This is a genomic window from Atopobium sp. ICM42b (assembly GCA_000564995.1).
Taxonomy (GTDB): Bacteria; Actinomycetota; Coriobacteriia; order Coriobacteriales; family Atopobiaceae; genus Lancefieldella.
This window is the reverse complement of the sequence record JDFH01000005.1, coordinates 12867-37778: the sequence shown is the minus strand read 5'-3', so window position 1 is coordinate 37778 and position 24912 is coordinate 12867. Positions and strand designations below refer to the sequence as shown.

The following is a 24912-nucleotide window of genomic DNA, read 5'->3' as shown; positions in this document are numbered from 1 at the left end:
TAAGAACTACCTTTTGTGTTTTGTAACTTCTAGAAGCTAGAACTTACAGGTCAAGAACGCTTTGTGTTGCGTCAGGAACAAGGCCTTCAGGAAGCTCGGTACTAAAGGTTCCCTTATCAGCAATCTGCGCAAAGGTTGCATCCATAGGCAGCTGTCCCAAAGGCTTGAGGTTAAATGCCGCTGCAGTTTCAGCAAGCTTTGATGGACCATAAGGCTCAATACGCTCATCACAGTGAGGGCAGGTGATATATGCCATGTTCTCAATCAAACCAAGCACAGGTACATGCATCATTTCTGCCATGCGCACTGCCTTGCCCACAACCATCTGAACAAGATCTTGTGGAGAAGAAACAATCACAACACCCTCAACAGGGAGGGACTGGAATACCGTCAGTGCAACGTCGCCTGTTCCTGGAGGCATATCAATCAGCAGGTAATCCAGGTCACCCCAGTTACACTGGCTGTAGAACTGCTGGATAGCGCCAGCAACAACGGGGCCTCTCCAGAGAACTGGATCGGTCTCGTTCTGAAGCACCAGGTTGGCGCTCATAATCTTGATACCGTTTGCATCCTCGATAGGAATAAGCTGCTCTTCAACGCCGTAAGAGCGCTCATCAGAGATGCCAAACATACGAGGAATTGAAGGTCCGGTAATATCGCCGTCAAGAATACCAACGCGCTTACCTGCGCGAGCGAGGTTAGTAGCAAGAATGCCGGTGACAAAAGACTTACCAACACCGCCTTTGCCAGAAACAACGCCAATAACGTGCTTAACGCTTGAGTGTTGATTGAGTTCAAAGCCTGCAGGTGGCTGTGGCTCTTTCTTTTTGCCGTGAAGTGCGGCGTCAATTTCTTTACGAAGCGCCTCACGATCAATATCTACGTCTGCCATGTCTCTCCTTATGTAGCAGTTGTATGCAGTAACTACTTAATTCTACCCATAGAAGTTTATGGCAAACGAGATAGCTATAATCTTTTCGGCGCACTTTAGCTGAACGTAGGAGGTTCACATGATTTTCTCGTCAATTAAGAATTTATCTGAGAATGACTTTGGTCAGAAATATATGGCTTGTGCTGCGGAGTTTTTAGCAACACACAATCTGGATGAGCTGCCTTTAGGCAAAACAGAAATTGATGGAGATAACGTTTTTGTGAACGTCATGGAGTTTGAGCCTGCTCTTCCTGGCGAGAAGGACTATGAAGCTCATAAGATTTACGCCGATATTCACGTAGTTATTTCTGGTACCGAAAGCATCGCCGTTGCCCCTCTTGAGCAGTGTGTTCTTAAGGGTGAGTTTAATGCTGACGCTGATTTTGGCGCTTACACCAATCCTGGGGAAGAGACATGGGTAACCCTGTACGCAGGTGATTTTCTGGTGACACCTCCATCTGATGCTCACAAACCAGGCTGTACGCTGGAGAAATCTGGCTCAAAGCTCAAAAAAGCTGTGATGAAGGTTCGCATTAAATAGGGAAGCGTGCTTGCCGTGTTTTGGCGGCATTATCTTGGGTATACTAGAACATCAGTACGCACAAATTGTATCGGTGTGTACTGATGCTGTTTTCTATTGTTTGACGGTAGTCATGTAACAAGAAGCGCGCACGTCAAACTGGTTATGTGAGGAACTATGGCTTCAAGCAAAATTGCTATCCGTGGTGCACGAGAGCACAACCTGCAAGACATTGATATTGATATCCCTCGTGATCAGCTGGTAGTTATTACGGGACTTTCTGGTTCGGGTAAATCGAGCCTTGCCTTCGACACCATTTACGCTGAAGGACAGCGCCGCTATGTTGAGTCCTTGTCCAGCTATGCCCGTCAGTTTTTGGGACAGATGGATAAGCCAGACCTTGACTCTATCGATGGCCTTTCTCCAGCTGTGTCTATTGACCAGAAGACCACTTCCAGAAATCCTCGCTCTACCGTGGGCACCGTTACAGAAATCTACGATTACCTGCGTCTTTTGTATGCTCGCATGGGTACTCCTCACTGCCCTGAGTGCGGTCGCATTATTGAGCGCCAGACAACAGATCAGGTTGCCGATAAAATCCTCGAGGCTGGCCAGGGACGCAGAGCTTATGTTTTGGCTCCTGTTGTTTTGGGCCGCAAGGGTGAGTACGTTAAGCTTTTTGAGGACCTGCGCAAAGAAGGATTTTCTCGCGTTCGTGTTGACGGCGTTGTACGTGAACTTGATGAAGAGATCACGCTTGGTAAAACGCTCAAGCATGATATTGAGGTTGTCGTTGACCGTATTGTTATTCGTCCTGATTCTTTGGGCCGCATTGTTGAGGGCGTTGAGCAGGCAACTAAGCTTGCCCAGGGTAAGGTAGGCATATTGCTCCTGGCCGATAAGTCCAGCCCAGAAACTATGCCAGAAGAGCTTTTGCAGTACTCACTGGCGCTTGCTTGTCCTATTCACGGTCACTCTATGGATGATCTGCAGCCTCGCGACTTTTCCTTCAATGCTCCTTACGGTGCCTGTCCTGACTGTGATGGTCTAGGAACTCGTAAAATTATTGATGCTGCAGCACTCATTGCAGATCCAAAACTGTCCGTATCAGAGGGTGTTTTTGGAAGCCTCTTTGGCCACTCCAATTACTATCCTCAGATTTTGTCTGCAGTCTGCAAGCATTTTGACGTATCTGATACAACACCTTGGAACAAGCTGCCCAAGAAGGTGCAGGACGCCCTTCTCGGTGGCCTTGGTTCAACTAAGATTCGCGTTGACTACAAGACGCGCGACGGTCGCAATACGCACTGGTTTACCACCTTCTCTGGCGTCAGAAAGATTCTTTTTGACAAGTACCAAGAGACTACGTCAGAAAATATGAAGACGCATCTTGAGAAGTACATTCGCGAGATGCCTTGTACAACCTGTCACGGAGCTCGCTTAAAGCCAGAAATTCTCTCCGTTACGGTTGGCGAGAAAAACATCTGGGAGGTCTGTGAACTTTCCTGTAAAGAGTCGCTCCAGTTCTTCAAGCAGCTGACTATTACTGATCGTCAGAAGGTTATTGCAGGTCCTATTGTTAAAGAGATTGTGGCAAGGCTACAGTTCTTGGTAAACGTTGGCTTGGATTACCTCACGCTTTCTCGTGCAGCAGCATCGCTTTCTGGTGGAGAAGCCCAGCGTATTCGCTTGGCAACTCAGATTGGTGCTGGTCTTATGGGCGTCCTTTACATTCTGGACGAGCCTTCTATTGGTCTTCACCAAAGAGACAACAACCGTCTTATTGAGACGCTTAAGCAGCTTAGAGACCGCGGTAATACCGTGCTTGTGGTTGAGCACGATGAAGATACCATTCGTGCAGCAGACTACGTTATTGACATGGGTCCCGGCGCCGGTGAGCTTGGTGGTCACGTTGTTGCTGCTGGCACTCCAGAAGAGATTGTTGAAAACCCTGATTCCATCACAGGTGCGTATCTCACGGGAAAGAAGCAGATTAGGCTGCCAGAGGCTCGTCGTAAGCCTGGTCGCGGAAAAATCAAGATTACAGGAGCTAGCGCTAACAACCTTAAGAACGTTTCCGCCGCTATCGAGCTGGGCACATTGATAGTAGTCACAGGTGTTTCTGGCTCTGGTAAGTCCTCTTTGGTTACCGACACCCTTGCGCCCGCGCTTACTAATGCAGTTCAGCATTCAAAGCGTGTGGTGGGAGAGTATAAAAAGCTTGAAGGCGTCGATCTTATCGATAAGGTCATTGATATTGATCAGAGTCCTATTGGTAGAACACCTCGTTCTAATCCAGCAACCTATATTGGCCTTTGGGATGACTTGCGTGCACTGTATGCTTCAGTTCCAGAATCCCGCGCACGCGGCTACTCGGCCGGTCGTTTCTCGTTTAACGTCCAGGGAGGCCGCTGCGAGGCTTGTAAGGGCGACGGCCAAATCAAGATTGAGATGAACTTCCTGCCTGACGTCTATGTTCCTTGCGAGGTCTGCCACGGTAAGCGCTACAATCGTGAGACGCTTGAGATTCTCTATCACGGCAAGTCCGTCTCCGACGTGCTTGATATGACGGTTCACGAGGCACTAGCGTTCTTTGCAAACATTCCTCGTATTAAAAACAAGCTGCAGACTCTCCACGATGTAGGCCTTGGCTACATTCACCTTGGTCAACCAGCAACCACGCTCTCTGGTGGTGAGGCACAGCGTGTCAAGCTTGCAAAAGAGCTTCACCGTCAGCAGACTGGTAAAACTCTTTATATTCTGGATGAGCCAACAACTGGCCTTCATTTTGAGGATGTCAGACAGCTTATTGTTGTTCTGGAGCGTCTTGTTGATGCAGGCAATACCGTTCTTGTTATTGAACACAACTTGGATGTCATCAAGATGGCTGATCGCATTATTGACATGGGTCCAGAAGGTGGCGATGGCGGTGGAACCGTAGTTGTTTCTGGTACGCCAGAAAAGGTTGCGACAACACCAGAAAGCCACACAGGCAAGTTCCTCAAAGAGATTCTTGACCGCGATAACGCACGTCTAGCTGCAGAGAAAAAAGCTCAGAAGAAGCGCGCATAATATGGCGAGAAAAACGGTCAAGGTCCAAAAGACAAATGCAATGAGGGAGCTTGATGCTGCCGGCATTGCTTACGAGTTCCAATCTTATGAGGTAGACGAAGACGTTCCTTCTGGAGAGTTGGGTACTCATATTGCAGAGATGCTTGGAGAAGATCCAGACGCTGCATTCAAAACGCTTGTCTGCGTGTCTTCAAGTGGAGAGCATGTGGTGTGCTGCATTCCAGTAGATCAAGAGCTTGATCTTAAAAAAGCAGCAGCTGCATCCGGTCAAAAGAACCTTTCCATGCTGCCCGTTAAAGAGCTTGAGGGTTTAACGGGCTACGTTCGTGGCGGCTGCACTCCCGTTGGTATGAAAAAGCAGTTTCCCACTATAATTGACGAGACTGCTCAGCTTTTTGAGCTCATTCATATCTCTGGTGGAAAACGTGGACTCAGTTTGACGCTTTCTCCAGAAGATCTAGCTTCATTTGTATCGGCTACGTTTGCAGATATTGTTCGCGAGGTGCACTAGTGGCATATCAGCCCAAACATATGCGACTTTCAGCAGAGTCTTCTGATGGAACCTTATCTGAAGAAACTCTGAGCAAGGCTCTTGATCAGACCTTCGATGAGCCTCCTGTAGTGGACAACATTGTTGTTCCAGAGACGTTTCATCAACCAATTGAGGATGAAGCCTTTGAGCAGATTGTAAGCCAGAAACTCGAAGAGGCCGCTGCTGAAGAGGATAACTCTGAGGCAGATAACAGCTCTGTGTCAGACGGCAACTTCGACGCAGGTAATCCTTATAGTGAAGAGGCTTCTTCTGATGAAGAAGATGCGTCTAAGCAGAAAGATTTGAGTCGTTCTACTTCTATGATGAGCGTGCTCGTTCTGATTAGCCGTATTACGGGCTTTTTAAGAACCTGGGCTCAGGCATTTGCTATGGGTGCTACCGTTCTTGCTAGTTGCTACTCCATTGCGAACACCCTTCCTGACCAGCTCTATGAGCTTGTTGGTGCGGGAATGCTCACTACGGCTTTTTTGCCAGTATATCTTTCTATTAAGAAGAAGGTTGGACAGGATGAGGCAAATGCCTATACCTCTAACTTGCTTTCCATTGTTGTTGTCGCAACCGGACTTGTTGCGGTTCTAGGCTTCTTCTTTGCCGCAGAAGTGGTGTATACACAGTCCTTCTCGGCAGGTGCTGATTTTGACCCAACGCTGGCAGTGTACTTCTTTAGGTTCTTTGTTATTGAGGTTATGCTGTATTGTTTCTCCACCATTTTCTCTGGTGTTTTGAATGCAGAGCGAGACTATCTCTGGCCAGCGGCGGCACCTATTTTTAATAACTTTGTGACTACAGCATCGTTCTTTGCGTATGCTTTCTTGGTTAACACTAATCCTGAGCTCGGTCTACTTATTCTTGCACTGGGAAATCCTCTGGGCGTTCTGATTCAGGTTCTGATTCAGGTTCCGTCACTTAAGCGCAAGGGGATTAAGCTCTCGTGGAGAATTAACCTTAAAGACCCCGCGCTTAAAGAGACGCTTAAGATTGGCGCGCCTGCTCTGATTGTTGTGGTTGCCACGTTTGTAACTATGTCGGTGCAGACAAGCTCGCAGCTCAGCGTTTCCGCGTCTGGTGCATCCATTGCGGCATACGCTCGTCTTTGGTACACGCTGCCATATTCCATTTTGACGGTACCTATTACCACAGCCCTCTTTACGGAGCTGTCCGATAGCTGGGCAAAAGAGAATATGGATCAGTTCAAGAAGGACTTTAAGCACGGTATTAACCAGATTCTTTTCTTTACCGTGCCGTTCATGATGTATCTGATGATTTTCTCGATGCCCCTTGTCTCTATTATTGGAGCAAGCAAGTTCACTGAAGATCAGCTGCTGCTAACCCAGCAATTCTTGATTGGTCAGTCGCTTGCTTTGCCTCTGTATGGCATTGGTATGTACCTGCAAAAAGTCTGTTCTGCTATGCGTCGTATGACACTCTATGCTGTTTCGGCAACACTCGGTTCTGTCGTGCAGGTTTTGGTGCTGCTGGTGGGTACTTCTCACTTTGGCATGATGTTTGTAGCAACTACCTCGGCCATCTTCTACGTGGTCATTGACACCATTATGTTGATTAGCCTGCGTAAACACCTTGGTCAGATTGGACTTACGTCCATGGTATTTGCGTTTGTACGCTCGGTTGGTTTTGGCCTTGCAGGATCAGCGGCAGCACTTCTGATTATGGTGGGTCTACGCGTCGTTATTGGCGTACCAGATGGACGAGCGCTTTACGGCGTGCTGTATTGCATCTTTGCAGGTATTCCAGCTGTTTTAGTTACCTATGGCTTGGCAATCCTCTTCAAATCACCAGAGTCCACCATGCTTCGTGCACTGGTTTCTCGCGTAAGGTCATAGCATGGCCAAAAGCGGTGCCAAGGGCGGCAAAGATAACTCTCAAAACAATCTTGACCCCAACTACGTGCCTTCGGGCGCGCCAGGACTTGCGCCGTCGTTTTCTTCTGAGCCCTCAGATGACCTGGTATCCATCAGAGAACAGGTTGATCAGGTTCCTACTAATCCAGGTTGTTACCTCTGGAAAGATGGTTCCGGCAAGGTTATCTATGTAGGCAAAGCTAAAAACCTGCGTGCTCGCATGAGGCAGTACGTTACGCTTCAAGATGACCGTGCCAAGATTCCTCTGATGATGCAGGTCGTACGTAGTTTTGACTACATCGTGGTAGAAAACGAGCACGAAGCATTGGTGCTGGAGCGCAATCTTATTGCTCAGTATCGTCCCTACTTCAACGTAGACTTTAAAGACGATAAGAGCTATCCCTACATTGCCATTACCGAGTCAGATACCTTCCCAGCAATTAAATACACGCGCGAGAAACACAAGAAGGGGACACGTTATTTTGGTCCCTACACTGATTCCTACGCTGCGCGCCAGACTATTGAGACACTCAGAAAAGTAGTACCTATCTGCTCCGCTACGTGCGTAGAGTGGAAGCGCGCTAAACGTCTGCTAGAAAAAGACCCTGACGGCGCCGCCGTTGCTAACCTGCTGCTGGCAAAGAAGGGGCGTCCCTGTTTTGACTACCACGTAGGCAAGGGTCCTGGTGTGTGCGTAGGCGCCATTGATACCGTTTCCTATGCAAAAAACGTCAGGCAGGTAGAGAACTTCCTCCGCGGAAATCGCTCCGAGATTGTCTCTGAGCTCAAAGACCAGATGCAAAAAGCCGCCGCTGACCTGGATTTTGAGAAGGCAGCTAGGCTCAAGTCCCGTCTGACTTCACTCTCTGATCTTGATGACCGCCAGCAAGTCACGTTTCCTACCTCAGTCAACATTGACCTCATTGGCATTTATCGAGAAGAAACTATCTCCGCTGCCTGCGTGTTTGTTGTGCGAGAAGGTCGTACCATCCGCTCGGTTGAGTTTATCCTGGACAAAGGCTTGGACGTTTCCGAGGAGGAGCTGGTCTCGGGCTTCTTGAAGCGCTACTACGATGAAACCGCTGACATTCCCGCAGAGGTTAACCTGCCCATCGATCTTCTCGACGCAGAGGTTTTGTCCGAGTGGTTGACACAAAAACGAGGCCACAACTGCGTGCTTCATCACCCACAACGTGGCGAGAAGTTCCGTCTTCTCCAGATGGCTTCTGCTAACGCTCGTCATGCGCTGATGCGCCACATGATTCGCACAGGCTATGCTGACGACCGCACTAACCAGGCGCTTCTTCAGTTGGAAAGTGCACTTGCGCTTGATGCACCCCCGCTGCGTATTGAGTGCTTTGATATTTCTACGCTTCACGGCAATTTTACCGTTGCGTCTATGGTGGTCTTTACTAATGGAAAGGCTGATAAAAGCCAGTATCGCCGCTTTAAGATTCGCGCTGAGCTTGATGAAGCTAACGACTTTGTCTCAATGACAGAAGTCCTGGGCAGAAGGTATAGCCCGGAACGCATGGCAGATGAGCGCTTTGGCTCACGACCTGATTTGCTGGTGGTTGATGGCGGCAAACCTCAGCTGACCGCCGCAATTAATCAGCTTAATGAGCTGGGGTTGGATATTCCCGTCTGTGGCCTTGCTAAGTCTGATGAGGAAGTCTTTGTACCTTGGGACGACACACCAATTGTGTTGCCTACGGGGTCAGCTTCTCTGTATCTCATCAAGCAAGTCCGTGATGAGTCTCACCGTTTTGCAATTACGTTCCATCGTGAGCTTAGAGATAAGGCAATGACCGTCTCTATTCTGGACGAAATCCCTGGTGTAGGACCTAAACGCAAAAAAGATATCATGCGCCATTTTGGCTCTTTTAAGCGCTTAAAGGCTGCAAGTGTTGAGGACATCTCTCAGGTAAAAGGTGTTTCTGTGAACTTGGCAGAAACTATTTATGAAGAACTCAAAGCTTGGGAAGAATCTTCAACAACTGTACATGAGGAGTTAGATGCAAGGGGAGGAACTCATGAGTAAAACAGCAGACGAGAAAATCTTGGCACTGGTAAATCCTGACTACATTAAGCGTATTCCGTTCTTTGTTCGTGGTCATGCAACAAGCAAGTCTTGCGAATATATTGCTCAGAAGCATCCAGAGCTATACGCTACATTTGAGGGTGAACCTAGTGCTCAACAAGTTGAAGAGATGGCAAAGATTATCAACGAGCTCTTTGAGCAAAGGATGAAGAAGCACAATCTCTAAAACCAAATCAAGCGATAGAGTTATTTGTAATAAGAATGGCAGCTATGACGTATTAAGATGCCATTCTTATTTTTTTTTCATTCATCGCTGAAATATAGCCATTAACCGACAGATGAACTGCTAAAGCATACTCGCACGGAATATCATTAGAGCTACCTAGTTATTACTTTTACTTCAGTCGCTACAAGCAGTTCTAGTGAGGTGACAGATGATGCAGCGTAGAAAAAGGTTTATAAAAGGTCTGTCATTATTGGTAGTTCTTGTTATTTGTGGCTTACTGATTAACAACTGGTTTTTTAAGCTGAATACTATGAGACTGCCAGAGTTAAAAAAGCAGGCAGCTCAGTATGTTGTGCAACAATATGAGAATAAGAAAAATGGTCTTAAGTCTGATTTTGGGTCCGCAGAAAATATTGATTTAGAGACCGCTACTATCTCTGGGCCATTTTTAGGAGTCAGTCAAGCTAACCTACTTATGTTGAATGTAGATTTATATTGGGTAATAAGCTCTCAAGAAACGGTTGTTGGTACTGTTGAGCAAGATTTGGGGCTATTCGCCATTGGGTCTTATTTTGGAACTCCAAAAATGTGGATTCAAACAAGGAACGCTGGGCTGTTACAAGAAATGCATAATAGAAATTATAGATGTCTAGTTAGAAGTTTTTGTGGCTTAGGGTTAAGTGGATGGCCGCCACCGTATCTAGCTGATGGTTATTTAGGAAGTTATAGCCCAGATGACGGATATTTCGAAATTATAAAAGAAGATTATCACGTATCGGAAATTATTAGCTTCCGATTAGGGGAAGAACACTTGGACTTTATGGCAAATCCTGAGCGTGTTGTAGATTTAGTTAAGTAATTTCGAGGTGTTTTCTCTTCTTTAGAACTGAGAAAAATGTTCCTTTCGGTGGACCTAAGGGTTCAATGGTAGTTGGACAAAAGGCAAGAATAGACGGTGTTGTGTATGAATTTGATCAAAAAGGCATTGCTAGAAAAGTCTTAAATCCAAATATTGTTCCCGTGTTAGCGCCAACTACAGACTTAAGTGAGGTGACTGATGATGCAGCGTAGAAAAAGATTTATAAAAGGTCTGTCATTATTGGTAGTTCTTGTTATTTGTGGTTTGCTGATAAATAACTGGATTTTTAAGTTGAATACTATGAGACTGCCAGAGTTAAAAAAGCAGGCAGCTCAGTATGTTGTGCAACAATATAATGCTTGTAAAAACGGTTCAAAGTCAGATTTTACTTCTGTTGATAACATTAACTTGGAAGATACAGAGATTGCTGGCCCGTTTTTGGGCGTTAGCAAAGATGGCCCAGTAGTAATGAACATAACGCTCTATTGGACAATAAGTTCTCATGGAGTTCTTATTGGAACTGTTGAGCAAGATTTGGGAGTCTTTGCTATAAGCGCATTTACGGGATCTTCATCAGAACTGTGGATTCAAACAAGGAATGCTGGGCTGTTACAAGAAATGAATAAGCAAAAATTACCGTGCTTGGTTTGGTCAGTTGCAGGAGAAAATGGATGGCCTCCAAGCTACCGATCAGATGGTTATTATGGCCGCTATAGTCCAGCTGACGGAGATTTCGAAGTTATAAAAGAAGATGCATATCACGTATCGGAAATTATTAGCTTCCGATTAGGGGAAGAACACTTGGACTTTATGGCAAATCCTGAACGAATCCTGGATTTAACCAAGTAATTTTGCGGTGTTTTCGCTGTTCTAACGCAAGGGTCAGTTCATTTTGGGCTGACTCTTGTTTAATCTTCACAACATATCCGTAATTTCTAAAGGCAAACGGTAGTAAAACATCGGTAAACGGTAGTTGACTTTGCTTACTACTTATGTAGTTAGTTAAATTATTTATATATTATACAAGGTAAAATAATAGTAAAGCCCGCTAACTGCGGGCCTTCTTAGCTGCTATTAAGATTTATATGCAGTAAATAATACAACAAAACACGTTTTCATATTTTGAGCAGCCAATGAGCGAGAAATTAATACCGTTGGGCGAACTGTGTTCAGAGGAAATATCTTTTCTTCATATAGTTATATAGATGTAAGCCACACAAGTGGCATTGGTGCCACGTTGTGGCAAGGAGAGTTTTTAGAAAGAGGCAGAAATGAGCGAGTTTATTAACCGTCCACTTTCGCGTCGCGGCTTCCTTGGCGGAGCAACTGTAGCAGCTGGTCTTGGTCTCACCGCTTGTGGTGGCGGACAGCAGAAGGCAGCTGAAGCTCCATCTGGAAAGGAAGGCGGCGGCACAATTACTGCTGGTACCGCTTATTCAACCCAGAACTATGATCCATCTACTACTTCATCAGCACTTGCTCTTGGTGTTAACTGGCAGGTAGTTGAGGGCCTCTACGGTCTTAACTTCCACGACTACTCAACATTCAATGAGCTGGCTACTGCTGATCCTAAGAAGGTTGACGATTACACCTTTGAGATTACCCTCCGTGACGGCGCAAAGTTCTCTGATGGTAACGAGGTAAAGGCTGATGACGTTGTTGAGTCCTTCAACCGTTCCGCTGCTAAGGGTAGCGTTTACGTCCCAATGCTCGCTCCAATTGCTTCCGTAGAGAAGAAGGATGACAAGACCGTCACCGTTAAGACCACTATTGCTAACTTCTCCCTCCTCAAGGAGCGCCTGTCTATTGTTCGCGTTGTTCCAGCAAGCAGCTCTCAGGATGAGATGAAGAAGCAGCCAGTTGGTTCTGGTCCATGGCAGTTTGAGTCCATCTCTGACAACACTCTTGACCTTGTTCCTAACAAAAACTACAACGGCGCAACTCCTGCTAAGGACGATAAGCTCCACTATGACGTCCTTAAGGATCCAACCGCTCGTCTGACCGCTCAGCAGGACGGAACCACCCTTGCTATGGAAATGGTTCCTGCAGACGCTGTAGATCAGCTCAAGGGCGCAGGCTGCACCGTTGACGCTGTTCAGGGCTTTGGTGTCCGCTTTGCAATGTTCAACCTTGGCAAGGCTCCTTGGGACAACGTTAAGGTTCGCCAGGCATGCCTCTATGCACTTGATACAGACAAGATGCTTGCAAACGCATTCTCTGGCCAGGCTGAGGTTGCTACCAGCTACCTTCCTTCTTCCTTTGCTAACTATCACAAGGCATCTACTGTCTATGCACACGATGTAGATAAGGCTAAGAAGCTCATTGCTGATTCTGGCATTACTCCAGGTGATGTTGTTCTCCGCACCACCGATAACGAGCAGGTTAAGTCCATGGCAACTCAGGTCAAGAACGACCTTGATGCACTTGGCTTTAATGTAAGCATCGTTTCCGATACTTCTCCAGCAACCTATGCTGCAATCGACGCAGTTGACGGTTCCTGGGACATCCTGCTTGCCCCTGGCGATCCTTCCTGCTTCGGCGCAGACGTCGACCTGCTGCTTAACTGGTGGTATGGCGATAACGTCTGGATGACCAAGCGTTGCCCATGGAAGGAGTCTGATGAGTGGACCAAGCTCCACAATCTTATGACCAAGGCTCTTGGCCAGTCTGGTGCTGATCAGCAGTCCACTTGGAACGAGTGCTTCGACATTATCGCTGAGAACGTACCTCTGTACCCAGTTCTCTTTGCTAAGACCTTCACCGCTTCTTGGAGCGAGAAGCCAAACAGCAACGGCGTTGCTCTCAAGGGCTTCAAGGGCATTGGAACCACCGGCCTGTCCTTCATTGATGTCAACACAGTTACTGCTAGCTAATTTGTTGTCGTCACGCGCTTAGCATCTCATACATTGGGGCCCGAGCGTTTTACTTATAACGCTCGGGCTCTTGTTCGCAAAATTCAGTCCTGAGATGTGCAAAGTCTCATCAAATTTTATTTGTACGGTTTGTTTTAAAGAGAGAGGGGGAGATAGTGAACAACCTATTACGTCTTATCGGACGCCGTCTTATTGCGCTGCCGATTATGGCTCTAGGCGTCACCTTTCTCGTATTCTTCCTAATGTCTTTCTCGCATGTTGATCCTGCATACAATGCCTTGGGAGAGTCTGCTTCTGAAGAAGCTATCCAGCAGTATCACATTGAGAATGGCCTTGATGATCCATGGCCTGTGAGATATGTACGCTATATCGGTGATGTTGCTCATGGAAACTTGGGTACCTACGGCACTTCTCACTATTCAGTTGCTGAAAGAATTTCAAAGGCTCTGCCAGTAACTATGCAGTTGACCTTTATGGGTCTCTTTATTGGCGCAATAGTTTCGTTTACGTTGGGCGTTATTGCGGCTCTCTATAGAGATCAATGGCCCGATCAAATCATCCGCGTATTCTCAATTGCCGGTCTTGCAACGCCATCATTTTGGTTGGCAGTTCTTTTGATTCTGGTCTTTGCGTCTACGCTTAAACTGCTACCAGCCTCTGGAGCACTACCAGATCCTACGGTAAATCTTGGCGGCTACTTTGCTCGTATGATTATGCCGGCATTTGCACTTGCGGTTCCAATGTCTGGTCAGATGACCCGTATTGTTCGTACCGCAATGGTTGAGGAGCTGGATAAGGACTACGTCCGCACTGCTCGCGGCGCTGGTATTCCAGAGAGAATTGTCATCGCAAGAAACGTACTTCGCAACGCTCTTATTACCCCTGTAACCACGCTTGGTCTGAAGATTGGTTACCTCATGGGTGGCGCCGTTGTCATTGAGGTTATTTTTAACCTTCCTGGCATGGGTACCGCTATTCTCGAGGGCATCCAGGGTAACGAGGCAATGCTTGTTCAGGGCGTTGTTGTTGTCGTTGCACTGTCCTTCATCATCATCAACATTGTTGTTGATATGTTGTACATCTTGATTAACCCACGCATTAGGACGGTGTAGTGCGATGGTACAAATGAGAAAAAAACAAGTCGAGAAGCTCGAAGAAGCTGCAGCAAAGGGTTCAACCTTTGGTGGCTTTAAGAAGATGAAGACAGCTTCCAAGATTGCTCTTGTCATTCTTGTCTTTGTTGTTCTTGCTTCTGTCTTTGCAAACTTTATTGCTCCACATAACCCACTTGAGATTTTCAACGCTCGTCAGGCTCCAGGCAATGGATTCATTTTTGGTACTGGCGATAAGGGCCGCGATATTCTTTCTCGTATGCTTTATGGTGGTCAGTATTCACTGGTCATTGGCTTTGGCGCTACGGGTATGGCACTGCTGTGTGGCTCAATTATTGGTGCAATTGCAGCTGTTTCTAGAAAGGCTGTCTCTGAGGTCATCATGCGTGTGCTCGACATCATCATGTCGTTCCCAGGCATTGCTCTTGCAGCAGTCTTTGTTTCTATTCTTGGTAACAGCGTTCCTTCAATCATCTTTGCCATTGGCTTTATGTACACGCCACAGATTGCGCGTATTGTTCGTGCAAACATCGTAAGCGAGTACGGCGAGGATTACGTAAGGGCAACCATTGTTTCTGGTGCTCGTGCACCATGGATTCTGTGGAAGCATGTTCTTCGTAACTGCATTGCTCCAATCATGGTCTTTACCGTTACGCTTGTTGCAGACGCAATCATCTTTGAGGCATCTCTGACCTTCATTGGTGCAGGTATTGCAGAGCCAACTCCAACATGGGGTAATATCCTGGCTGATGCTCGTGCTGGCGTTCTTGCTGGCCGTTGGTGGCAGGCATTCTTCCCAGGCCTAGCCATTATGATGACCTGCCTGGCGCTGAATATCCTCTCCGAGGGTCTTACTGACGCTATGGCAGCAGCACCTGGCGCTCCTGTTGATACAGAGAACTCTGACTCCAGGCGTGCAGATGACATCCTTGCATCTGATCCAGTTCGTGCCTACGCAGAGCAGGCGGAGTCTCTTGAGCGCAGACTCAACGCACTTAAAGAAGTTGAGCTTTCCAGAACTGATAGGCGTAAGCCAGACTTTGATGTTGCGCCATTGCTGAGTGTTAAAGATCTTTGCATCAGCTTTGAGTCTCACGGAGACGTTAAGGTTGTTGACCACGTAAGCTTTGATGTTCGTCCTGGTCAGTGCATGGCACTGGTTGGCGAGTCTGGTTGCGGTAAGTCTATTACCACTAAGGTCATCATGGGTCTGACTGATCCAAAGGAAACCATTACTGGCGAGGTTCTCTACAAAGACCAAGACCTCCTGAAGCTCTCCAAAGAAGAGCACCGTAAGCTGCTTGGACACGAGCTTGCAATGGTCTACCAGGACGCACTGTCTTCCTTGAACCCTTCTATGCTTATCTCTTCTCAGATGAAGCAGCTTACCAGCAGGGGAGGCACCCGTTCTGCAGAGGAGCTTCTGGAGCTTGTAGGCCTGGATCCAAAGCGTACGCTTGAGTCCTATCCACACGAGCTTTCTGGTGGCCAGCGTCAGCGTGTTCTGATTGCTATGGCTCTTACCCGCGATCCTTCTCTGGTTATCTGCGACGAGCCAACAACCGCTCTGGACGTTACTGTTCAGAAGCAGGTTATCAAGCTCTTGAATGACCTCCAGCGTCGCCTTGGCTTTGCAATGATTTTTGTTAGCCACGACCTTGCACTTGTTGCAGAGGTTGCTTCTGAGATTACCGTTATGTACGCAGGTCAGGTTATTGAGCAGGCAGCTACTACTGAGCTTCTGACCAATCCTGTTCACGAGTACACCCGCGGTCTTCTCGGCTCTGTTCTTTCCATTGAGGAAGGCGCACAGGACGGTACCAGACTTCACCAGGTACCAGGTTCTGTTCCTTCTCCAGAGGATTTCCCAACAGGCGATAGGTTTGCTCCTCGTTCAAGCCATCCAGACTTGGGTCTTGAGGTACATCCTGTTATTAAGGAGATTCCTGGTAAGCACCATCGTTTCTCCGAGCTGCCTGATGAGTATCTGAAGGAGCATGGTCTTGTGCCTTACCTTGAGCGTTCTCAAAAGGAGGTGAGGTAAATGGCTACAACAACTGAAGAGCAGCCAATTATCTTCCTCGACGATATTTCGGTTACGTTTAAGACGCGTACGGGCTCAATCTTTAAGCCTAATAAGGTTCACGCAGTACAAAATGTTTCGCTTAAGCTTATGCCTGGTGAGACCATTGGTATTGTTGGTGAGTCTGGCTGCGGAAAGTCTACTACCGCAAATGTCATGTGTGGCCTTCAGTCACCAACATCCGGCCATGTGTACTTCAAGGGAATGGATGTTACCAAACGTACTCCAGAGCTTAGGAAGCAGATTGGCCGCGTTGTCTCTGTTGTCTTCCAGGACCCAGCAACTGCTCTTAACCCTCGTATGGTTGTTAAAGACCAGCTCATGGATCCACTGCTCGTGCATAAGGTAGGCACAGAGGCGGAGCGAGAAGCCCGTATTAATGAGCTTGTCGGTCTGGTAGGACTTCCACATTCGGCACTTCGCGCCCTTCCTGGTCAGCTTTCTGGTGGTCAGCGTCAGCGTGTTGCTATTGCACGTGCGCTTTCTCTGAACCCATCGGCAATCATTGCTGACGAGCCTACTTCCGCACTGGACGTTTCTGTTCGTGCACAAATCTTGAACCTGCTTACTGACCTTAAGTCTGAGCTGGGCCTCTCGATGATCTTTATTTCGCACGATATCCAGACCGTTCGCTATGTTTCTGACCGCATCATTGTCATGAATCACGGTCAGATTATGGAAGATGGTCCTGCTAAGCAGGTCTTTGAGCATCCAACAGATCCTTACACTAAGACGCTTTTGGGTGCTGCGCCATCTTTGCTTCATCCTAAACTGGGTGAGTAGCGCTTACGTTTTTGTTTGACCAGAGCGCAGCTTAGGCTGCGCTCTTTTAGCTTGTTAGGTGGATCAATGCACCAAGAAACGCTTGAGCTTGCAGAATTGAAGGCAGCTCATGCTCTGACGCCTTATCCTTCAGATTTTGAGGCGTTTTGGAAGGCACGTATGGAGGAAGCGGATAACGCTCCTCTTAGCTGGCAGATTGTACCTTCAACAGAAGTCACGTCATCTGCTTCAGCTCATTTTTTTGATTTGACGTTTGTGGGAATTGATGGCGCGGAAGTTTACGCAAAGTATCTGCGCCCACAGACTGCCTCGGGCGTACAAACTCCGCTTGTTCTACAGTTCCACGGTTATCCAGGGGCTTCTCGCAGTTGGTTTGAGCAGAGCTCATTTCTAGGCTTGGGCTGCTCACTGATTGCGCTTGATAATCCTGGGCAGGGTGGCCGCAGTTTGGACGGAAGCTCATATAAGAGCACTACCGTCTCTGGTCACTTGGTGCTCGGACTAGATGGACCTGTAGAGGACCTTTACTTTGTTCATTTGTATCAGAACATTCACTTGCTCTGCAGGATTGTCCGCGAGCTCGAAGGAATTGATACAGACCGCGTTTTTGTAAACGGCGCCTCGCAGGGAGGCGGAATTGGCCTTGCCACTTGCGCACTCAATCAAGACCTGATTAATAGGGCGGCAATTCTTTACCCCTTCCTCACTGATTTTAGGTGCGTGTGGGAGCTTAATGCTGATGAGGTGGCCTACGAGGGCATCCGTTATTATTCCCGCTGGTTTGACGCAGATGGTTCTCGCGCTGATGAGGTCTTTGCAAAGCTTGCCTATATTGATTCAGCTAATTTTGCACGCCTGGTTACCTGTCCTGTGCTTTTTGGTACTGGGCTTGATGATCCGGTAGTTCCTCCCGAGGCTCAGTTTGCGGCTTACAATGCCTTGACCTGCCCAAAGAGACATCTTCTTTATCCCGGATATGCGCATGAAGAGATTGGCGATTTTGACGATAAGATCATTGATTTCTTCTGCTCAGACAAGGGAGAGCAAGCTCTTGAAGCGCTGGACTCGTCATTTCCTGCTCAAGCAGAAGGCGAGGTGAAAGCATGAGGGGTTTAACACAAAGGCTTGAAGATGCCCGTTCTTATCGCGGTGCGTGGCTTAGACCATCAAACTTTGAATCATTTTGGCAGACGCCTGTAACGTTTGCACAAAACGCTCAGGTAGAGAGTGTGGTTGAGCTTCCGTCTGCTACCCAGGCGGCAACGTTTAAGCGAATCACATTCACCTCAACTGACCAGACGCAGCTGCGTGCTCGCGTCGTTCTCCCAGCGGGTGCATCGGTGGCAGAACCGCTAGCTTCGGCAGAGCTGTCCGCCTCGGCAAAGCTACCAGTGGTGGTGCTCTTCTCCGATCTTGGTCGGGGAGTGCGTAGCTGGCTGCACCTATTGCGTTTCTCGGCGCTTGGTATGCCTGTTGTAGCCCTAGAGGCTCGCCCGTGCGAAGCGTCACTCAAAGACGCTTGGAGGGGAGTGTTGACGGCAGAGGAGCTTGCCCGCGCGCTCAGCAACCCAGATGACGCCGCATCCTCCACGCTCAAGCAGCTCATCGATGACGCACTGGTAACCGCCGCGGTTGCATCGCGCTTCCTCGGGCGCACAATCGTCACCTGGGGAGAAGGTCTAGGCGGCTCGCAGGCTTTGTTTGCAGCAGCGCTTCTGCCCAAGGAAGTGAGCGTTACCATGGCACTGAACCCGCTCTTTGCCGACAACGCAACAACCCTGCGAGCGCATGTCGGGTGCGGAGACACCCCGCAGTCAGATGCAGCTATCGACGCGGTCGGTCTTCTCGACAGCGCGTGCGCGGCAGAGCTGGTGCGTGTACCTGCGCTTATCGGTACGGCCCTGCTGGACCAGAGCGCTCCAACTGAAGGAACGTTTGCGCTGTACAATCGCTTGCCAGGACAGAAGGAAATGCGCGTGTATCCCAAGTTTGGCCACGAGCGTATTAATCAGTTTGAGAACGAGCAAATCAACTATCTCTGCGAGGTTATATCAGGGCTTTGTCATAACTAAGCGGACTATAATTACGTAGGTTCTTTGAAGTTGCTTTTGATCAATGCTTTGGTCGGCTACTTCAGTACATTGTTGTATGAAACCAGTTGGATTTTCCAACGTGTGAAAGGATAAAGCATGTCCAGTAACGTACCATTTAGCGGTGTTGTTCCACCAGTTGTAACCCCAGATACCCCAGACCATCAGCTTGATGTTGTGTCGTTTGAGCGCTCTATTAATCGTCTCATTGAGGCTGGCGTAGACGGCCTGTTCTTCCTTGGCTCTTCTGGCGAGGTTGTTTTTGCAACAGATGAGCGTCGCGATCAGATTGTGCGCGAGGCTGTTCGCATTGTTGACCACCGCGTTCCGGTCCTTGTGGGCATCATCGATACCGAGACCGAGCGTGTCTTGGAGCACGGTCGCCGTGCCCTCGCACTGGGCGCAGATGCTCTTGTAGCAACCGCTCCTTTCTATGCACTTGGTGGCCCAGCTGATGTTGAGGAGCACTTCCGCATTCTTCACCAGGAGCTGGATGCACCTCTGTTTGCGTATGACATTCCTGTCTGTGTTCACACTAAGCTTCCTTGGAAGATGCTTGCTCGTCTGGGCGCAGAGGGTGTTCTTGCAGGCGTTAAGGACTCTTCTGGCGATGACGTCTCCTTCAGGTATCTTGTTCAGGAAAACGAGAAGAACGGTCACCCTCTGACCCTTCTGACCGGCCATGAGATTGTTGTTGACGGCGCTCTTCTGTCTGGTGCAGACGGTTCTGTTCCTGGCCTTGCTAATGTTGAGCCAGAGGGATACGTCCGCATGTGGAAGGCAGCTCAGGAAGGTAACTGGGCAGAGGTCAAGCGTGAGCAGGACCGACTTAACGAGATTTCCCACATCTTTGATGTCACTTCAGGCGTTCAGGGCTATGGCGCTGGCGTTGGAGCATTCAAGTGCGCACTTAACCTCATGGGCATTTTTGATTCTGACCAGATGCCTCGCCCTGTTAAGCCACTTGATGGCCAGAACCGTGAGGCAGTCAAGCAGGTTCTTATTGCAAACGGCCTTCTCTAAACAAGAGGGGACACCATGGACTCTAAGTTTGTTTCTCCAACACATGTTTGCGCCGTTGATATTGGCGGCACAAAAATTGCCTGTGGCATAGTCACCCTTAACGGCACTGACGTTCCAAACGTCCAGTCCGTAAAGAAGGTCCCAACTAACGCAAAAGAGGGTGGCAAGCAGGTTCTTGCCACCGTTCTCCAGGCAATTAGAGAGGCACTTGCTCGCGCAGAAGAGCTGGGCCTTACTATCTCTGGCGTGGGTATTTCTTCTGCTGGTGTTGTTGACCCTCGTACGGGCGACATCACCTATGCAAATGAGCTTATGCCCGGCTGGGGTGGAACCGCTCTTGGCTCTGCAGTTACCAGTGAGTTTGGCCTTCCGTGCAGCGTTCTTAATGACGTTCATGCTCACGCTCTGGGCGAGGCTCGCCACGGTGCTGGTCACGGCAAAGATAGCGTTCTTACCGTAGCAGTTGGCACGGGCATTGGTGGCGCCTTTGTGAACCACGGCATCTTGATGCTGGGTGCTCACGACGAGGCTGGTCACATTGGTCACGTTGCAACTCCAGCAGCAGCCGGCGTTGACTGCCCTTGTGGTGGAACTTCTCACCTCGAGCCTGTTTCTGCAGGTCCTGGCATTATCCGCGAGTACGTCCGTCTTGGAGGCTCCGATACGCTTGAAGATGGATCCGCTCTTGATGGCGCAGAGATTGACCGCAGGGCTCTTGATGGCGAGAAGATCGCTCAAGCTGCAGAGGAGCGCTCAGGCCGCGCACTTGGTGAGGTCTTGGGCAGCATGTGCAACATGCTTGACCCTTCTGTCATCATTCTGTCTGGCTCCGTTGCAGAGTGTGGCAAGTACTGGCATGAGGCACTTGAAGCTGCATTTAAGTTGCAGGCCATGCCTCCTGTTCAGGCAACGCCTATTGTGAAGGGCACGCTTGGTGGAGAAGCCCCTCTTATTGGAGCTGCAGAAAACCTTGTTCTACCTGGCTATTTAGAGACGCGTCTTTAGGCAAGAGGCGCCAAGTCACAAAAAAGCTTGCTGACTTGGCTTGCTGATCTAGCACGCAGTAAAGACACACACCTTTAACGTACGTACATTCTTGTGAGGAGAATACCGTGGCATATTCAGAGCTTGTTGAGTCACTTAAAGGAAAGCTCATTGTCAGCGTCCAGGCGTATCCTGGTGAGCCTATGAGGCATCCAGAGACCATGGCTCAGATTGCGCGCGCCTGTGAGCTTGGCGGCGCTGCAGCTATTAGGTGCCAGGGCTTGTCTGATATCTCTGCCATTAAGGGTAGGGTTGAAATTCCTGTTATTGGCCTCTGGAAAGAGGGTCACGAAGGCGTCTACATTACTCCTACGCTTCGTCATGCGCGTGCTTGTATTCACGCTGGCGCAGATGTTGTTGCCCTGGATGCAACAGACCGTCCAAGGCCAGATGGTAGAACCTTTGAAGAGACCGTTGCAGCTCTGCGCGCAGAGTCTGACGTGCTGATTATGGCTGACTGCATGACTATGGATGACATCCGTCGCGCTGTTGCCGCTGGTTGTGACCTTGTTTCAACTACACTTTCTCACAACAAGGCCGCTATTGATACAACGCTCGATGATGGCCCTGATATTGCCCTTCTTCAGCAGGCAACTACTGAATTCCCAGGTATCGCCATTATTTGCGAGGGTCACGTCCATACACCACAAGACGCAAAAGATGCTCTGGATGCAGGCGCTTGGGCGGTTGTTTCAGGTACAGCCATTACACATCCAACTTCAATTACCTCTTGGTTTGCTGCAGCACTTGAGGATTAACGCTTGGAGCGGTAAGGTTTTCTCGTCACGTATTTAAGGAGCGCCTGTGAAGAAAAACGATCCTACATCTTCAGTTATTCCCGACATTGTCATTATTACGGGTATGTCTGGATCGGGTCGTACGCAGGCGCTTCACGTGTTTGAGGATATGGGTTATTTCTGCATTGATAACCTGCCACCAGCTCTTATTTTGCAGCTTTCTAACCTTGTAGGCATTAACACGGGTGTTGGCCGCCACTTGGCCGTTACCTGCGATTTGCGCTCGCAAGGTCTTTTTGATGACATTTCTGAAGCGCTGAAGTCTCTTGCAGATCACGAGCTCACCTACAAGATTGTCTATCTGGACTCCTCAGACGAAGTGCTTATGCGTCGCTATAGCGAGAATCGCCGTCGTCATCCTTTAGCGCAGGAGGGAGAACATCTCTCATCTGCAATTTCTAAGGAGCGCGCACAGCTTCAAGACATAAAAGCGCTGGCAGATGTTGTCCTAGACACCTCATCTATGCGTACTAATACGCTCAAGAGTCGTCTTCGTCGTGCATTTTCAGAGCTTGCTGAACAGCAGCTTATGGATGTTAGCGTGTTTTCCTTTGGCTTCAAAAATGGTTTGCCCGTTGAGGCTGACCTTATGATTGACGTGCGATTCCTGCCCAATCCTTACTATGATCCAGAGCTCAGGCCACTTACCGGCCTTGACGAGCCAGTAGCTCAGTTTGTCCTTACGCATGGCACTACCAAGAAATTCCTTAAGTCTTGGTTTGAGCTGCTTGACGTGGTTATGCCTGGTTACGTACAGGAAGGCAAGAGCTTGCTCTCTATTGCGGTAGGCTGCACGGGCGGCCAGCATAGAAGTGTTGCAATCGCACGTGCTACGGCAGAGCACCTTAATAGCCAGGGCTATCGCGTAACGCTTTTCCATCGCGATCTTGATGCGGCTCAGAAGAAGTCTCAGCAGGCTGAGTAGAAGTTAGTCTGTTATGTCCTATACTGCCTTGGTAAAAAATGAGCTGGTCAGCGTACCAGAACTTCAGACGGACTGTGAATTAGCCCAGCTTTCTGCGCTTATTCGTGTTTCCGGCACGTTATCGATGCACGGTCCTGGTAAATTTGCCGTTCGCATTGTTACCGAGACTGGCACGGTTGCCCGTACCGTTATTAGTTCTTCTCGCCGTTTGTTTGATCTGGGTACTTCCGTTGAGTACCGTCGCTCTATCATGCATAAAAAACGTAACTATTTGCTTGAGATTTCTAACCAGGATTCACTTGCAGAAGCACTGTCCGCTCTTGGCATTTATATACCGGGAGAAGGCCTGGTAAGTGGCATTCCTAAAAGCGTTATCCGCACCAAACAGGCGCAGCGAGCTTTTTTGCGCGGAGCGTTTATGGCGGGCGGATTTTTGGCCGATCCCTTAAAAGATTTTCACTTAGAGATTGCTGTCTCGGGAGAAAGATTTGCCACTGAGCTGGTAAAACTTATGGGATCCATTGGTGTAAAGGCGCGTCTTAATCATCGTAACCGCCATACCAATGCGCTCATGCGTACCAGAGAAATTTATGCCGTCTACCTTAAGAGCTCTGACGACATCATCAAGTTTTTGCGAGAGATTGGTGCGCCCACCATGGCGCGCGCTATCGCGTTTACGCGCGTACAAAAGCATTATCGCAACAACGTAAACCGAGTTGTCAACGCAGAGATGGCAAATCAAACGCGGTCTTCAAATGCAGCGGCAGACCAGTTAGCGCTCATAGAAAAGGCCGAGAAACTCGTTGGACTCAGAGCTCTGCCGCCAGCGGTCAGAGATTTTTGTCTTGCACGAAAAGATAACCCTGAGCTGTCGTTATCAGCGCTAGGGGAGTCGTTTGTACCACCCGTATCCAAGTCCGCTATGTATCACCGATTGCTTCGTTTGGAAAAAATCGTTCAGGATTTAGAAAAAGATGCATAAGTTATCGGCGAGTGCGGTAAAATACTCGGTGTACGGTTTAAATGTTAATGAATCCGGAGAATGGCTCTGGGTCACCGAAAGGAGCATTACGTATGGCAGTAAAGGTTGCTATTAACGGTTTTGGCCGCATTGGTCGCCTTGCATTTAGGCAGATGTTTGGTCACGAGGGTTCCGAGATTGTTGCAATCAACGACCTTACTTCTCCAGAGATGCTTGCATATCTTCTGAAGTATGACTCTACTCAGGGCAACTATTCCCGCGATCACAAGGTAGAGGCAACTGACCACTCCATCATCGTTGACGGTCACGAGATTGTTATTTACAAGGAGGCAGACGCTAACAACCTGCCTTGGGGCGATCTCAACGTTGACGTTGTTCTTGAGTGCACCGGTTTCTACACTTCTAAGGACAAGGCACAGGCTCACATCAACGCTGGTGCTAAGAAGGTTGTCATTTCTGCTCCTGCAGGCAATGACCTCCCAACCATCGTCTTCAACGTTAACCATGAGACCCTCACTGCAGATGACAACATCATCTCCGCAGCTTCCTGCACCACCAACTGCCTTGCTCCTATGGCAAAGGGCCTCAACGACTTCGCAACTATCAAGTCCGGTATCATGACCACCATTCACGCATACACTGGTGACCAGATGATCCTCGACGGCCCACAGCGCAAGGGTAACTTCCGTCGTTCCCGTGCTGGTGCAGAGAACATCGTTCCTAACTCCACTGGTGCTGCTAAGGCTATCGGCCTTGTTCTTCCTGAGCTCAACGGCAAGCTTATTGGTGCTGCTCAGCGCGTTCCTACGCCAACTGGCTCCCTCACCAACCTCTATGCTGTTGTTGACAAGAAGGTCACCGTTGACGAGGTCAACGCTGCAATGAAGGCATATGCAGAGACCATCCCAGAGACCTTTGGTTACAACGAGGATGACATTGTTTCCCGCGACATCGTCGGTGAGACCCACGGCTCCATCTTCGACGCAACCCAGACCATGTGCTCTGACCTTGGCGATGGCACCACTCTTGTTCAGGTCACCTCTTGGTACGACAACGAGAACTCCTACACTTCTCAGATGGTCCGCACCATCAAGTACTTCGAGAAGTTCGTTGCTTAAGTTCTAGTTACATAGACGCCT

The 24912-nt window shown here is 48.8% G+C and carries 22 protein-coding genes; 21 read left to right on the top strand and 1 reads right to left on the bottom strand.

Features of this window, described 5'->3' with window-relative positions; translation table 11 throughout:
• Nucleotides 1–43: 43 nt before the first annotated feature.
• Nucleotides 44–892 (bottom strand): Mrp/NBP35 family ATP-binding protein, encoded by an 849-nt coding sequence (locus HMPREF1493_RS01700; protein ID WP_035427320.1) that lies wholly within the window; start codon nucleotides 890–892, stop codon nucleotides 44–46.
• 118 nt (nucleotides 893–1010) lie between these two features.
• On the opposite strand from HMPREF1493_RS01700, the gene HMPREF1493_RS01695 reads away from it, so the two are divergent.
• The 21 genes from HMPREF1493_RS01695 (at nucleotide 1011) to gap (ending at nucleotide 24891) form a co-directional block, all read left to right on the top strand.
• Nucleotides 1011–1472 carry a NanQ anomerase/TabA/YiaL family protein gene (locus HMPREF1493_RS01695; protein WP_035427319.1) on the top strand — a complete coding sequence of 154 codons (462 nt, stop codon included), beginning with the start codon at nucleotides 1011–1013 and terminating at the stop codon, nucleotides 1470–1472.
• 156 nt (nucleotides 1473–1628) lie between these two features.
• On the top strand, nucleotides 1629–4523 hold the full coding sequence (gene uvrA / locus HMPREF1493_RS01690; protein WP_035427318.1) for an excinuclease ABC subunit UvrA: 2895 nt from the start codon (nucleotides 1629–1631) through the stop codon (nucleotides 4521–4523).
• A 1-nt stretch (nucleotide 4524) separates the two neighbouring features.
• Entirely contained in the window at nucleotides 4525–5034 is a 510-nt protein-coding gene (gene ybaK, locus HMPREF1493_RS01685; protein WP_035427317.1) for a Cys-tRNA(Pro) deacylase, read from the top strand.
• Nucleotides 5034–6917 (top strand): murein biosynthesis integral membrane protein MurJ, encoded by a 1884-nt coding sequence (gene murJ, locus HMPREF1493_RS01680; RefSeq protein ID WP_232215486.1) that lies wholly within the window; start codon nucleotides 5034–5036, stop codon nucleotides 6915–6917. The genes ybaK and murJ overlap by 1 nt, the downstream gene beginning before the upstream one ends.
• Before the next feature lies 1 nt (nucleotide 6918).
• A complete protein-coding gene (uvrC, locus tag HMPREF1493_RS01675) occupies nucleotides 6919–8976 on the top strand; it encodes an excinuclease ABC subunit UvrC (RefSeq protein ID WP_232215485.1) in 2058 nt (685 codons plus the stop codon).
• Nucleotides 8969–9202, top strand: coding sequence for a hypothetical protein (locus HMPREF1493_RS01670; RefSeq protein WP_035427315.1), 234 nt, complete (start codon nucleotides 8969–8971; stop codon nucleotides 9200–9202). Before uvrC ends, HMPREF1493_RS01670 begins: the two co-directional genes overlap by 8 nt.
• 208 nt (nucleotides 9203–9410) lie before the next feature.
• The gene (locus tag HMPREF1493_RS01665) at nucleotides 9411–10061 is read left to right on the top strand and encodes a hypothetical protein (RefSeq protein ID WP_035427314.1); all 651 of its coding nucleotides are present in this window, start codon (nucleotides 9411–9413) and stop codon (nucleotides 10059–10061) included.
• A gap of 65 nt (nucleotides 10062–10126) precedes the next feature.
• Nucleotides 10127–10273 (top strand): hypothetical protein, encoded by a 147-nt coding sequence (locus HMPREF1493_RS07005; RefSeq protein WP_156095542.1) that lies wholly within the window; start codon nucleotides 10127–10129, stop codon nucleotides 10271–10273.
• A complete protein-coding gene (locus HMPREF1493_RS01660; protein WP_035427312.1) occupies nucleotides 10260–10910 on the top strand; it encodes a hypothetical protein in 651 nt (216 codons plus the stop codon). Before HMPREF1493_RS07005 ends, HMPREF1493_RS01660 begins: the two co-directional genes overlap by 14 nt.
• A gap of 422 nt (nucleotides 10911–11332) precedes the next feature.
• Complete coding sequence (locus tag HMPREF1493_RS01655; RefSeq protein WP_035427310.1) at nucleotides 11333–12934, top strand: ABC transporter substrate-binding protein; 1602 nt, start codon at nucleotides 11333–11335, stop codon at nucleotides 12932–12934.
• A 155-nt stretch (nucleotides 12935–13089) separates the two neighbouring features.
• Entirely contained in the window at nucleotides 13090–14046 is a 957-nt protein-coding gene (locus tag HMPREF1493_RS01650; protein ID WP_035427308.1) for an ABC transporter permease, read from the top strand.
• Nucleotides 14047–14050: 4 nt separating this feature from the next.
• Entirely contained in the window at nucleotides 14051–16090 is a 2040-nt protein-coding gene (locus HMPREF1493_RS01645; RefSeq protein ID WP_035427306.1) for a dipeptide/oligopeptide/nickel ABC transporter permease/ATP-binding protein, read from the top strand.
• Complete coding sequence (locus HMPREF1493_RS01640) at nucleotides 16091–16912, top strand: ABC transporter ATP-binding protein (RefSeq protein WP_035427304.1); 822 nt, start codon at nucleotides 16091–16093, stop codon at nucleotides 16910–16912.
• Nucleotides 16913–16978: 66 nt separating this feature from the next.
• Complete coding sequence (locus tag HMPREF1493_RS01635; RefSeq protein WP_035427303.1) at nucleotides 16979–18019, top strand: acetylxylan esterase; 1041 nt, start codon at nucleotides 16979–16981, stop codon at nucleotides 18017–18019.
• Nucleotides 18016–18984, top strand: a complete 969-nt coding sequence (locus HMPREF1493_RS01630; protein WP_051485210.1) for an acetylxylan esterase — start codon at nucleotides 18016–18018, stop codon at nucleotides 18982–18984. Before HMPREF1493_RS01635 ends, HMPREF1493_RS01630 begins: the two co-directional genes overlap by 4 nt.
• 117 nt (nucleotides 18985–19101) lie before the next feature.
• Nucleotides 19102–20025 (top strand): dihydrodipicolinate synthase family protein, encoded by a 924-nt coding sequence (locus tag HMPREF1493_RS01625; RefSeq protein ID WP_035427301.1) that lies wholly within the window; start codon nucleotides 19102–19104, stop codon nucleotides 20023–20025.
• A 15-nt stretch (nucleotides 20026–20040) separates the two neighbouring features.
• Nucleotides 20041–21030, top strand: a complete 990-nt coding sequence (locus tag HMPREF1493_RS01620; protein ID WP_035427299.1) for an ROK family protein — start codon at nucleotides 20041–20043, stop codon at nucleotides 21028–21030.
• A gap of 107 nt (nucleotides 21031–21137) precedes the next feature.
• Nucleotides 21138–21827, top strand: a complete 690-nt coding sequence (locus tag HMPREF1493_RS01615) for an N-acetylmannosamine-6-phosphate 2-epimerase (RefSeq protein WP_035427297.1) — start codon at nucleotides 21138–21140, stop codon at nucleotides 21825–21827.
• A 46-nt stretch (nucleotides 21828–21873) separates the two neighbouring features.
• A complete protein-coding gene (gene rapZ, locus HMPREF1493_RS01610) occupies nucleotides 21874–22791 on the top strand; it encodes an RNase adapter RapZ (protein ID WP_035427296.1) in 918 nt (305 codons plus the stop codon).
• 13 nt (nucleotides 22792–22804) lie between these two features.
• The gene (whiA, locus tag HMPREF1493_RS01605) at nucleotides 22805–23773 is read left to right on the top strand and encodes a DNA-binding protein WhiA (protein WP_035427295.1); all 969 of its coding nucleotides are present in this window, start codon (nucleotides 22805–22807) and stop codon (nucleotides 23771–23773) included.
• A gap of 92 nt (nucleotides 23774–23865) precedes the next feature.
• Nucleotides 23866–24891 carry a type I glyceraldehyde-3-phosphate dehydrogenase gene (gene gap / locus HMPREF1493_RS01600; RefSeq protein WP_012809010.1) on the top strand — a complete coding sequence of 342 codons (1026 nt, stop codon included), beginning with the start codon at nucleotides 23866–23868 and terminating at the stop codon, nucleotides 24889–24891.
• Nucleotides 24892–24912: the final 21 nt, after the last annotated feature.